Consider the following 13183-nt stretch of genomic DNA (forward strand, 5'->3'; position numbering starts at 1 on the left):
ATAAGATGAAAACAAACATAGGAGTATTCTTTGGCGGACGCTCTACCGAACATGAGATATCGGTGATATCGGCTTCGCAGGCAATGCATGCAATCAATCGTGACAAATATGATGTTACGCCCATATATATAACCAAGCAGGGTCAATGGTACACTGGTGACGCTCTTTTCGATGTCGCCAATTATCGCGATGTACCCGCTTTGTTGAAACAGTGTGAGCCCGTCTACATGGAGCCTGTGTATGGCGACTATAATCTGTATAAGAGAAATCGCAAGATGTTTGGCTCGCCTATTGTTACCAAGCTTGATGTGGTAATCCCGGTTCTCCACGGCTCCAATGGCGAGGACGGTATATTTGAGGGGGTGCTTGAGTCGATAGGTATTCCCTTTGCCGGCTGTGACACGTTGTCAAGCGCCAACGGCATGGACAAGATAACCATGAAGATGATTATGCAGGCATGCGACATTCCTGTAGTCGATTACGTGTGGTTTACCGACAAGGAGTGGTTTGCCCGCCGCGATGAACTCATAAAGAAGATTGAGGACAAACTCGGATACCCTGTGATTGTGAAACCCGCCAATCTCGGATCGAGCGTGGGTATAAGCCGCGTGGCCAACCGTGAGGAGCTGATCGAGAAGGTTGATGTAGCTGAAAAATACTCGACCCGCATAATCGTAGAGCACATGGTCGACAACCTTAAGGAGATCAATTGCTCGGTCCTTGGCGACTGTGACGATTATCAGACATCGGTGTGCGAGGAGCCCATCAAGAGCGGTGAGATTCTCTCGTATGAGGACAAATACATGGGCGGGACAAAGAGCGCAAAGGGAATGCAGGCTTCACAGAAGCGAATCCCGGCCGACTTGCCGGTGGAGATGAGCGACCGCATACGCTTCCTTGCCGGTGAAACATTCCGCGTGTTGTCATGTCACGGTGTGAGCCGAGTTGACGTTATTGTCGACGATGACACAAAGGAGATATATGTCAACGAGATAAACACAATTCCCGGTTCGCTGTCATTCTACCTGTGGGAGGCTACGGGAATTCCGTTTGACAAGCTGATGGATCGTCTTGTACAGCTTGCTTTGAAGCGCAAGCGTGAACAAGGCATGAAGACGGTAAGCTACGACCAGAACATTTTCAGTCTTGGAGGCGGCGTTAAAGGCGCAAAAGGAGTCAAGTCAAAAGGTTGATTTTTTGCAGTTGCAAGAAAAAATGTGTGATGAAGTTGCAATAATCAAATGTTTTATGTAATTTTGCACTCGCTTTATGCATCTTGATAACAAATAAAACAATTATAAAACGATGAAAAGAACGTTTCAACCCTCTAACAGAAAAAGAGTTAACAAGCACGGATTCCGTGAACGTATGTCTACACCCGATGGCCGCAAGGTTCTCGCTCGTCGTCGTGCAAAGGGTCGTGCTCATCTTACAGTAAGCGACACTATCGCTCGCAAATAATACTGTAGCCACCTAAACAACACGGGGCCGCATTTAATGCGGCCCCGTGTTGTTTTATGCCTCGTATGAATAAATGTAAAAATATTTTTTGTACTTTTGTGAAGTAAAAAAGATTATCTGTTATGCCACAAGTTTCACAACGAGGAACCATTATGCCGGCATCGCCTATCAGGCGTCTTGTGCCCCTCGCTAATGCTGCAAAGAATCGCGGTGTTAAAGTTTATCATTTGAATATAGGACAGCCCGATGTACCCACCCCCGAGGAGGGTCTTGAGGCTCTTAAGCATATTGACCGAAAAGTTCTCGAATACAGCCCTTCCGACGGATTATTGTCGTTGCGTGAAAAGCTGAAGCAATATTACGGAACCTACAACATTGATGTTGAAGTCGACGACATAATCGTCACTACAGGCGGTTCCGAGGCTGTGCTTTTTGCCTTTATGGCCTGTCTTGACCCGGGCGACGAGATAATCGTTCCGGAACCTGCCTATGCCAACTACATGGCGTTTGCAATTTCAGCCGGCGCGAAGATTGTCACTGTGCCGTCTAGCATCGACGAAGGATTTGCATTGCCTCCTGTTGAAAAGTTTGAGGAGCTGATAACTCCCAAGACCAAGGGCATACTTATATGCAATCCCAACAACCCCACCGGCTATCTCTATACGATGAAAGAGATGCTTCAGATAAGGGATCTGGTCAAGAAACACGACTTGTTCCTGTTCTCCGATGAGGTGTATCGCGAGTTCTGCTACACGGGAGCTCCTTATATCTCGGCATTCCATCTGCCCGACATTGAGGAGCAGGTAGTGCTCATTGATTCGGTGTCGAAGCGATATAACGAATGTGGAATACGCATAGGTGCGCTGATTACCAAGCACAAGGAGCTGAAGAAGAATGTGATGAAGTTCTGCCAGGCTCGCCTCAGTCCTCCGTTGTTGGGACAGATCGTCGCCGAAGCGTCAATCGATACCCCCAAGTCCTATATGCTCGCCACCTACAACGAGTATGTTGAAAGGCGTAAATTCCTCATCGACCAGTTGAACAAGATTCCCGGCTGCTACACTCCCATCCCCATGGGCGCATTCTATACGGTGGTCAAGCTTCCGGTTGATGACGCCGACAAATTCTGTGAATGGTGTCTTGAAAGTTTCGATTACGAAGGACAGACGGTGTTCATGGCTCCGGCCTCGGGCTTCTATACAACTGAAGGCATGGGTCGCAATGAAGTCCGCATGGCCTACGTGCTCTGCAAGGAAGAGCTTGCCAAGGCCATAAAGGTGCTTGAAGAGGCCCTTAAGGCTTACCCCGGACGCACTATATGAGTTATGAGCTTCTGATAGCACGGCGCTTGCGCTTCAAGGACGACGGCTCGTCGGGAGTATCGCCGAGTATCGTCATCGCTATTGCCGGCATCGCGTTGTCGCTTGTCATCATGATGACGGCGATGTGTGTCGTGCTCGGATTTAAGAACGAAATACGCAGCAAGGTCATGGGCTTTGACGCCCATGTCATGATATTGCCCGGATTGGCCGACGAATATGAAAGCCAGTCCGGACTGCTTTCTTTTACGCCCGAACTTCGTGAAGTGATAGACGACACCAAGGCTTTTGCCTCGGCGGCTCTTGTGCTTGAACAACCGGGCATACTTAAGACCGATACCGATTATCAGGGCGTTGTCGTGAAGGGTATGCAACCGGGAGCCGCGTGGGATTTTGTCAAGAGCAATCTCGTTGAAGGGTGTGTTCCCGATTACGGTGACGATTCCGATAAAAATCGTGTAGTCATATCACGCAGCATGGCCGATGCGCTGAATCTTGGAGTCGACGACCGCATAAACGCCTATTTTTTCACCAGCAACGCCGTGCGTGCGCGACGACTTGACATAGCCGGAATATATGACACGCATTTCAGCGATTACGACAAGCTCTATGTGTTCGGCTCATTGCCTTTGACTCAAGGATTGAACTCGGCCGATGCATCGGCCGGAAGCCGAATCGAGCTGCGTGTCAACGATGAGAATAAGATTGACGATGATGCGCTTTTGCTGCAGGATGCAATGATGCGCGCCTCCTACAATGGATTGCTCGACGGAATGTACCGTATAAACAGCGTGCATAACACCGGAATGATGTATTTCAACTGGTTGGAGCTGCTCGACACCAATGTGGTTGTGATACTCGTGCTGATGACTCTAGTGTCGGGCTTCACGTTGATATCAAGCCTGTTCATAATAATTCTTGAACGGGTCAACATGATAGGAATCCTGAAAGCCCTCGGTGCTACCAACGGCGAAGTCAGGCGCATATTCATCTATCTCGTGCAGCGGCTCGTGCTGTGGGGAATGCTTGCCGGAAATGCGGTGGGCATAACTTTCCTGCTGTTGCAGCGGCACTATCATCTGCTCCCCCTCGATCCCGGTGCCTACTACCTCAATTATGTGCCTGTTGAAATAAACTGGTGGTATATACTCGCGCTGAATGTGGGTGTATTTGTGGTTTCATGGCTTATGGTACTGGCCCCAAGCCACATGGTGTCGACCATATCGCCCTCGCAATCCATCAGATATGAATAAATGACACATTTATATGACCCATTTAATGTTATAAATTGTTGTAAATTTGTTAACATAAGGAATTTTGAAAATTTTACACTATCTTTGTAGATGCATTTAACTTAAAGTATGACGAAACAAATTGATATCGTACCACTTGTAATCGAGGGAATCAGAAACCGAAAAGGTAAGAAGATAACTATTGTGGATATGAGCGAAATAGACGGAGCCTCTACCAATAAATTCATAATCTGTCAAGGTTCATCAACTATGCAGGTCGCATCAATAGCCGACAGCGTGCGCGAATATTTGCAAGAACAAGAAGGCATAAAGCCCTATAACTACGATGGCTATCAGAATGCGCAGTGGATCGTAATCGACTACGGCGATGTATTTGTTCATGTATTTCTTCCCGATGTACGTGAGCACTACAACCTTGAGGAGCTGTGGAGCGACGCCGCAATTACCGAAGTCCCCGATCTGGACTGATACCCCTGATTAATAATTAGAACATCACAAACATCAAGACTTCCGCATGGAACCCAATAACAATAAAAAGAAGACGATAAAGTTCAGCATGTACTGGATGTATGCCTTTGTCGGGCTCTTTCTTGTCGGGATGCTATACCTTGACGACAATTCAATCACCAAGGATGTAAGCTATTCCGACTTTGAAAAGTATGTCACCGAAGGTGGCGTTGACAAAATCGTGGTATACTCCAATAAAAATGAAGCTGAGGCGTTTCTCACCGATTCGCTTGCATCAAAGATATTCCATAAGTCGCAGTACACTACGGGCTCCGGTCAGGAGGCCAAGATCGTAACTTCGATTCCGAGTGCCGACAAGCTTCAGGACAAGATTGAGCAGTGGCAGGAGGAGGGCGTGTTCTCAGGCGATGTAAAGTTTGAGAAGAGCAGCGATTTCACATCGCTGATATGGTCATTCGGCCCCATATTGCTGCTTATTGTCTTCTGGTTCTTCATCATGAAGCGTATGTCGGGCAAGGACGGCGGAAGCGGCGGTGTGTTCAGCGTAGGCAAGTCAAAAGCACAGATATTTGACAAAGACGGGCCTATTCAGGTGACATTCAAGGATGTCGCCGGATTGTCGGAGGCAAAGACCGAAGTGGAGGAGATTGTCGAGTTCCTTAAGAATCCTCAGCGTTACACCGATCTGGGAGGAAAAATTCCCAAAGGCGCGTTGCTTGTAGGCCCTCCCGGAACCGGTAAGACCCTTCTTGCTAAGGCTGTGGCCGGAGAGGCCAATGTGCCGTTCTTCTCAATGTCGGGTTCCGACTTCGTGGAGATGTTTGTCGGCGTGGGTGCTTCGCGTGTGCGTGACCTCTTCCGTCAGGCCAAGGAGAAAGCTCCTTGTATAGTGTTTATCGATGAAATCGATGCCGTGGGTCGTGCCCGTGGCCGCAATCCTAACATGGGTGCAAATGACGAGCGTGAAAATACGCTTAACCAGTTGCTCACCGAGATGGACGGATTCGGTTCCAACAGCGGTGTCATAATACTTGCCGCCACCAACCGTGCCGACATTCTCGACAAGGCGTTGATGCGTGCCGGCCGATTTGACCGACAGATTTATGTTGATCTGCCCGACTTGAACGACCGAGTGGCCATATTTAATGTCCATTTGCGTAAAATCAAGACCGACGACTCGCTCGATGTCGAGCTGCTTGCTCGCCAGACTCCGGGATTTTCGGGTGCCGACATAGCCAATGTATGTAACGAGGCCGCCCTTATTGCCGCCCGTCACAACAAGCACTGTGTGCAGAAGCAGGATTTCAATGATGCTGTCGACCGTATAATCGGGGGGCTTGAGAAGCGTTCCAAGATTACGACCGATGAAGAGAAGCATGCTATTGCCATACATGAAGCAGGTCATGCGACTATATCGTGGCATCTGCGTTACGCAAGTCCGCTTATAAAGGTGACAATAGTGCCTCGCGGCAAGGCTCTCGGAGCTGCCTGGTATCTTCCTGAAGAGCGTCAGATTACACCTTCGGAAGCACTTCTCGATGAGATGTGTTCTACCCTTGGCGGTCGTGCTGCTGAAGAACTTTTCCTCGGACGCATCTCCACCGGAGCAGCCAACGACCTTGAACGAGTAACCAAGCTCGCCTATGCAATGGTGGCATATTACGGAATGAGTGACAAGCTTCCCAATCTCTGCTACTACGATTCATCGGGTCAGGACTACGGATTCTCCAAGCCTTATAGCGAGGAGCGGGCAAAGAACATTGACGCCGAAGTGTCACGCATCATAAACGAGCAGTATGAGAGAGCCAAGGAGATTCTGCGTCAGCACGCTTCGGGACATGCCGAATTGGCCAATGTACTAATAACCCGAGAGGTGATATACACCGAGGATGTAGAGCATATATTCGGCAAGCGTCCCTGGGTGTCACGCACCGATGAGATATTCGCTTCGCGACAAATAGCCGAGGGCGATAAAGCGGAGCCGGAGGATGTCAAGCATGACGAGCCGGCAGCTGTTGAGCCGGATAAACAGCCCGATGCCGACAATGCCGACCAAGCATCGGACAGTGGCGAAAATGACAATAAGCCTCTGCCTCCCACGATGCCTCCGGTGCCTAAAAAGTAGCAAAAACTTTCCTTTTGGTATATAACCGCGACAAAAGATTTTGCCGCGGTTTTTTTATCGGTGAATCTTACGTATATTTGTAGTATATTTTCAGTGTATGAAGCGACTTTCTATTCTTTTGCTTTTGTCTGCAAGTATGTTGTGGCTCAATGCTGCTTCAGCTGATGTCGTAGCTGACTCCATACCTGGAAATGAAAGGACGGCCTATGCCGATTCGCTAAGCATATTGAACTGGGCGCCGGGCTGGGCTAAGGAATATCTTAACAGCCTTATGCGCGGAAATGTCGACCGCACACATGAGCGAAAACTCGACCTCTCATTTGCCGTCACACCATCCTATACACGTGAAGCGGGATTCGGTATAGGCGGAGCCGCCACGGGATTGTATCGTGTGAACCGATTGGACTCGGTGATGCCTCCGTCCGATGTTTTCCTCTCGATCAATGCGTCGCTCAACGGTTTTTATGTGCTCACCCTTAAAGGAAATAATCTGTTTGCCGACCAACGGTCACGTCTCTCCTATAAGCTTGAACTGTATCGCAAGGCACTCGACTTTTGGGGAATAACATCGGAAGAAACCGCCAAGAATTCCAAATCCAAGTATGACCGACGACAGATTGACCTCAAGGCCGAGTATGTCTATCGCATGATGCGTAATTTTTACTTTGGCATAGAGGTGCATGCCGATTATACCGACGCGCGCAACATGGCCAATCCCGAGTATCTGCTCGGCGAGCGTCCGCAATTCTATGTCACCGGAGTGGGGCTGTCGTTTGAATATGATTCGCGTGACAATCTGATTACTCCCACGCGAGGATTGCACATTGCCTATAAGCCTATGATTTATCCTGTGTGGATGGGAAATGCTCCTACAACATTCTATAGCCACACCGTTATTATCAACGGCTATGTGGGGCTGTGGAAAGGCGCACTGCTTGCCGGTGACTGGTATATGAAGCTAAATAGCTCGAATTCGCCGTGGACTATGCGTGAAATGGTGGCTTCCGACGGCATAAGAATGCGCGGTTACTATATGGGTTCCTACATCGACAACAACCAGATTGCGGCTCAGATAGAGTATCGGCAGAATCTGTGGAAACGTATAGGCATAACAATATGGGGTGGTGGGGCCACGGTGTTTTCATCGTTCCAGGAGTTCAAGGATAAAGACATCCGTCCTGAATGGCTGCATAATTACGGTGTAGGACTGCGATTTGAGTTCAAGCACAATGTCAACGCACGCATCGACTATGGCTTTGGCAAGCACACATCAGGCCTCGTTTTTGCAATCGGCGAAGCATTCTGACCATCTTTTAAACGTTTATGGATAATGAGTTAACGGCGATTTATAGCCCGTCAATAATTGCATTGCGTAATTCTGACAACTCTTCTTCAGTTGTAATCTTGCCGCTATGAATGTATTTAATAACGCCGTCTTTGCCAACTACTACATTCAACGGCATTATTCCGCTTTTGGCATATTTACTATTTGCCAATCGATCTGTGTCTAGATATGTTGTTTGTGATAAATAATCCCATTTGCGGCCATGTGCGCTTTTAAAGAATTTTTCCAATTCCGAAGCTGTTGAGTCAATACATATAGGGACGAACTTGAATGTTGGGACATCCTTAAACTCATTGGCTATTGACGGTATAAACTCTTCCTTAAGCTCTATTAGGCAATTGCCGCACCAAGTTGCCCAGAATGAAAATAGATAGCAATTCCCGGGAACTATAAATTCGGTGACGCTTGAGTTGTCGGAGTATTTTACAAGATTGATTTGTGGAGCTTTATCATTTATTGAAACGACTGTTACATTTGTCGTGTAATTTTTAAATGATATTCCTAACGCTTTTTCTATTGCGCTTATTTCCTCTTCCGATCGTTTCTTTATGATGTAATCACCATTTATCGAATCGAGATAATGAGTCATCGGAAGGTCTGCCTCTATGACGGTCACGCTGTCATATTCTATTTTTAGGATGCTATATTTTAAACTGTCAGGAGTTGATTCCCATAAACTTTCGGGGACTTCGGTCTTGCCTATGAAATATCGTGTCGGAGTAATTGCCATCGATATGTTCCATGACAACGCAATAATGACCGATAGTATAAATTTCTTCATTTAAATGGTGTAACAAGCAAATATACTAATAAATGTTTGGACATAAAAAAACTGTACCGAATTTTCGGTACAGTTTTTTTATTGTAGATGTGGCCGGAGGATTAGATCCAGCGCACGTAAGCGAAGTCCTGACGATGAGGCAGAAGCACGTTGGTGGGGTAGATGCGGAATGCATAGCGGAACACTCCGGCTTCACGAAGCTTGTTTTTGAGCTCATAAGTCACGATGTTTCCGTCGTGTCCTACAACCTTGAACGGCTCGGTGCCTACCATCTTCTCAATGCCGTCCTCTACCTTGTAGATAACCTGCTCGATGGCGAGGCTTGTGCCAAGGCCGTTGGTGTCGAGCTTGATTTCAGTAGAGTAAGCCTCTCCTGTCTTGGGTGAGTTGTGGTCGATTGTTTCGTTGATTGATACTACCGATACACCGTCCCAAGCTGCAGCTACCTTCTCTTTCCACTCTACGATTTCCTTTGCTACTGCATAGTCGTGGGCTACAAGCTTCTTTGAACGCTTGGCCTCCTTGTCGTAGAAGCGATCGATGTAGTCGTCGATCATGCGCTTCATTGTGAAGTGGGGAGCTATCTTGGCTATTGAGTTCTTGATGTACTGAATCCACTCGGGTGAATATCCCTTGGAGTTCTTTGCGAAGTAAAGGGGAACGATTTCGTTCTCAAGCATAGAGTAGATTGTTGCTGCATCAAGCTTGTCCTGCTGTGACTGGTCGGTGAATGTACGCTTTTCGGTGAGAGCCCATCCTGCCTGCTTGCAGAACTTGTAACCCTCATACCACCATCCGTCAAGTACCGAGAAATTAAGCACACCGTTCATCTCGGCCTTTTCGCCTGATGTACCCGATGCCTCGAGGGGACGGGTGGGGGTGTTCAACCAAATGTCGACGCCCGATACGAGGCGCTTGGCAACTATCATGTCGTAGTTTTCAAGGAAGATGATCTTTCCGAGGAACTGAGGCATGCGTGAAATCTCCATGATGCGCTTGATGAGGCCCTGACCTGCGCCGTCGGCGGGGTGTGCCTTACCCGAGAAGATGAACTGAACGGGGAACTGGGGATTGTTTACGATGGCCGACAGACGGTCAAGGTCGGAGAACAGAAGGTGAGCGCGCTTGTAGGTGGCAAATCGACGGGCAAAACCGATGATGAGCGCATTAGGATTGATCTTGTCGACAATCGACATGATGCGCGAGGGATCGCCCTGGTTCTTGAGCCACTTTTCACGGAAGTCACGACGAACGAAGTTGATGAATTTGTTCTTCATCGTCATGCGGAGATTCCAGATGTCCTCATCCGATACAGTGTATATCTTTTCCCAGAACTTGGTGTCGCTCTGATGCTGGAAGAAGTCCTTTCCGAATGTTTCCTCGTAGAGAGCCTTCCATTCCGAAGCGGCCCATGTGGGCATGTGTACGCCGTTGGTTACATAACCTACGTGTGACTCTTCCCAGCTGTAACCCTTCCAGATACCGGCAAACATCTTCTTTGACACTTCGCCGTGGAGCCAGCTTACGCCGTTTGCTTCCTGGCAGGTGTTGAGTGCGAATACACTCATTGAGAAGCGCTCGTCCGAGTTGGGATTTTCACGACCCATGTTCATGAGGTCGGCCCAGCTGATGCCGAGTTTTGCGGGGAATTCACCCATATACTTGCCGAAGAGGCCTTCGTCGAAGTAGTCGTGTCCTGCGGGAACGGGGGTGTGTACGGTATAGAGGCTTGATGCACGTACGATTTCAAGGGCAACGTTGAAATCGAGCTTGTCCTCCTGAACATAGTCGACAAGACGCTGGAGGTTAAGCAGTGCGGCATGGCCTTCGTTGCAGTGGTAGAGGTCGGTCTTGATGCCGAGCTTCTTCAGCATGAGTATACCGCCGATACCGAGCATATACTCCTGCTTGATGCGGTTTTCCCAGTCGCCGCCATAGAGCTGGTGGGTGATCTGACGGTCAAACTCGCTGTTCATGTCGAAGTCGGTATCCATCAGGTAGAGGTTCATGCGACCTACGTTCACCTTCCAGATGTGAGAGTAGATTACGCGGCCGGGATAGGGTACCTCAAGTATTACGGGATTACCGTTTTCGTCAACGACCTGCTCGATGGGGAGCTGGTTGAAGTTCTGGGCCTCATAGTTGGCTATCTGCTGACCGTCTACTGAAAGTGTCTGGGTGAAATAACCGTAACGATAGAGGAAACCTACCGCAGTCATGTCGACGCGGCTGTCCGATGCCTCCTTGATGTAGTCACCGGCAAGTACGCCAAGACCTCCCGAGTAAATCTTCAGTGCGTTGCACAATCCGTACTCCATAGAGAAGTATGCTACCGAGGGAACATCCTTGCGCATCGGCTCTTTCATATAGGCTTTGAAGTCGGCATATACTTTCTCGATGCGCGACATCATATCCTCATCCTTGATGATTTCCTGTAGGCGCTCAAATCCAAGCTTCTGGAGAAGCATTACCGGATTTTCGCCTGTTGCACGCCAAAGGTCATGGTCAAGGTCACGGAAGAGCGACTTTCCTTCGCTGTTCCATACCCACCACAGGTTACGCGACATTACTTCAAGCGGTTTGAGCTTGGAGGGTAGGTCTGATTTCACCATAATGTCACGCCATACGGGTGCATTAGTGTTGCTTACTTGTAATTTCATATTGTTCTTATGTGAAAAATTAAAGTTCTTATTTATTATTGTTATTTGCCTATGCGTTGAGCTGCCGCATTGAGTGCGACTTCAAAGGCTTTTACATAATATTCGATGAAGTAGCTCCATGCCGCAAGCGATGCCGTGTTCATGGCTCTTGAGCTTATCATGGCAAGACTTGCCGGATTGGAGTTGATGAGATATTCAAGCGACTTGGCTATGCGGTCGGCTACCTCGTTGTAGTTGAAGTCGCCGCGGGCCACTACGTTGACGCCGCATTCGCTGAAGGTGGCGTCTTCGGTCGACAGAATCCATTGGCCGAATCCCGACAGCGTTGTGGTTATAGTGGGCACGCCGAATGCAATGCTTTCGAGCGGAGTGTAACCCCAGGGCTCATAGTAGGACGGGAACACTGTAGCGTCCATGCCTATGAGCAGGTCATAGTAGGTCTTGTCAAATATTCCGTCGGAGCCGTTGAGATAGCAAGGTACATATATCACCTTTACGTTGTCGGCCTTGGCGTTGGCAAAACCGATGCCTCTTATGCGGCAGTTAATGGGATCTTGGTCGGGGTTGTTGAGCGTATGGGTCAACACTGAATCGCCTATCGGACTCTTGCGCTTTGCGGTGAGTGCGGCCTGTAGCTCGGGGCGCGCCTCCTTGGCCCATGCGGGCACCATGACAAATGCAAGCACAGTGCGGCTAAGCTTGTTTTCGCGAAGTCGTGCTATTGAATCGAGATAGAGGTCGATGCCTTTGTTGTGGTATTCGCAGCGTCCCGATGTGGCGATGATGAATGTGTCGTCGGGCATCTTGTAGCCGAGAAGCGATGACGCTACGTTGAGAAGCGTCTTGCGTGCGGCTTCGCGCGACGGAACGAATTTGCCTTTAGTCGGAACAAAGTTTTGCTCAAATCCGTTGGGTGTTACCAACGGACGGCGCTCAAGAAGCTGCTCGCACTCGATGGCGGTTATGTCACTCACTGTTGTGAAGCAGTCGGCCTGAAGGGCTGCCGCCTTTTCCAGTGAATGTTTTGACTGCATGTTCAGCTCCGACGCCATCTGGTCGCCGTTGTAGCCGCGCAGATAGTCGTAGAGCGGCTTGCCGTTGCCGCAGATGCTGCGGCCTATGCAGGTGGCATGAGTTGTGAATATAGTGCCAACTTCGGGCATCTTGTCATTTATGTAGAGAAGTCCCATTCCGGTGGTCCATTCGTCGAAATGAGCTATTACTTTCTTGTCGGCTATGCCTGTAAATTGGCAGATGCTTTCGATGACGATGCCTGCGGCATGGGAAAATGCACAAGCTTCATCGTAATCGCCGTAGGCATGAAGTGAATCTACCTTATAAAGGTCCCACATGCGGCCGTAGAATGAATCCTTTACGGCATACATTCCGTCAAATTTTACCAGCACGACAATGGGGCGGCCGGGAATGTCCCAACGGCCAACTCGCACACTGACTCCCTCGGGAAACTGTGCCTGAGCTTTCCAATCCTTTAATAATGTACGTGATGGAACAAAATAGGGTGATGGATTTTCATCATTCCATACATCCGGGCCTATGAATATTGTCTTGTCTTTATAGAGCTTTTGTAGCGTTTTGGCTTTGGTAGAGAGCACTGTGTAAATGCCTCCAATCTTATTGCAAACCTCCCAACTTGTTTCAAACAGCAGGTCAACGTTTACCGGCGCTTTATCCATATTGTAGATTTAATTGTTTTTTCGGATGCAAAGATAGTAATTATTTTTGAATCTGCATTTCAAATTTTGTGACATTT

The 13183-nt window shown here is 48.6% G+C and carries 10 protein-coding genes; 7 read left to right on the plus strand and 3 right to left on the minus strand.

Annotated elements, in window-relative coordinates:
* Positions 1–5: 5 nt before the first annotated feature.
* The 7 genes from E7746_RS04555 (at position 6) to E7746_RS04585 (ending at position 7932) form a co-directional block, all read left to right on the plus strand.
* Positions 6–1193, plus strand: coding sequence for a D-alanine--D-alanine ligase family protein (locus E7746_RS04555; protein WP_136409991.1), 1188 nt, complete (start codon positions 6–8; stop codon positions 1191–1193).
* A gap of 112 nt (positions 1194–1305) precedes the next feature.
* Positions 1306–1461, plus strand: coding sequence for a 50S ribosomal protein L34 (gene rpmH, locus E7746_RS04560; RefSeq protein WP_121698333.1), 156 nt, complete (start codon positions 1306–1308; stop codon positions 1459–1461).
* A 122-nt stretch (positions 1462–1583) separates the two neighbouring features.
* Positions 1584–2783, plus strand: coding sequence for a pyridoxal phosphate-dependent aminotransferase (locus tag E7746_RS04565; protein ID WP_123395839.1), 1200 nt, complete (start codon positions 1584–1586; stop codon positions 2781–2783).
* The gene (locus E7746_RS04570; RefSeq protein ID WP_136409992.1) at positions 2780–4033 is read left to right on the plus strand and encodes an ABC transporter permease; all 1254 of its coding nucleotides are present in this window, start codon (positions 2780–2782) and stop codon (positions 4031–4033) included. The genes E7746_RS04565 and E7746_RS04570 overlap by 4 nt, the downstream gene beginning before the upstream one ends.
* A 108-nt stretch (positions 4034–4141) precedes the next feature.
* On the plus strand, positions 4142–4501 hold the full coding sequence (rsfS, locus tag E7746_RS04575) for a ribosome silencing factor (RefSeq protein ID WP_123395837.1): 360 nt from the start codon (positions 4142–4144) through the stop codon (positions 4499–4501).
* A 46-nt stretch (positions 4502–4547) separates the two neighbouring features.
* The gene (ftsH, locus tag E7746_RS04580; RefSeq protein ID WP_136409993.1) at positions 4548–6626 is read left to right on the plus strand and encodes an ATP-dependent zinc metalloprotease FtsH; all 2079 of its coding nucleotides are present in this window, start codon (positions 4548–4550) and stop codon (positions 6624–6626) included.
* 97 nt (positions 6627–6723) lie between these two features.
* Complete coding sequence (locus tag E7746_RS04585) at positions 6724–7932, plus strand: BamA/TamA family outer membrane protein (RefSeq protein WP_136409994.1); 1209 nt, start codon at positions 6724–6726, stop codon at positions 7930–7932.
* Between the two features lie 40 nt (positions 7933–7972).
* Here the strand turns inward: E7746_RS04585 and E7746_RS04590 are convergent, their stop codons facing one another.
* The 3 genes from E7746_RS04590 to E7746_RS04600 all read right to left on the minus strand — a co-directional run bounded on the left by E7746_RS04590 (position 7973) and on the right by E7746_RS04600 (position 13106).
* Positions 7973–8752 carry a TlpA family protein disulfide reductase gene (locus tag E7746_RS04590; RefSeq protein WP_136409995.1) on the minus strand — a complete coding sequence of 260 codons (780 nt, stop codon included), beginning with the start codon at positions 8750–8752 and terminating at the stop codon, positions 7973–7975.
* 101 nt (positions 8753–8853) lie between these two features.
* Positions 8854–11412: an alpha-glucan family phosphorylase gene (gene glgP, locus E7746_RS04595; protein ID WP_136409996.1), complete on the minus strand. Its 2559-nt coding sequence runs from the start codon at positions 11410–11412 to the stop codon at positions 8854–8856.
* 41 nt (positions 11413–11453) lie between these two features.
* Complete coding sequence (locus E7746_RS04600) at positions 11454–13106, minus strand: glycosyltransferase (protein ID WP_136409997.1); 1653 nt, start codon at positions 13104–13106, stop codon at positions 11454–11456.
* Positions 13107–13183: the final 77 nt, after the last annotated feature.

The sequence above is a fragment of the Muribaculum gordoncarteri genome, assembly GCF_004803695.1.
GTDB classification, from domain to species: domain Bacteria; phylum Bacteroidota; class Bacteroidia; order Bacteroidales; family Muribaculaceae; genus Muribaculum; species Muribaculum gordoncarteri.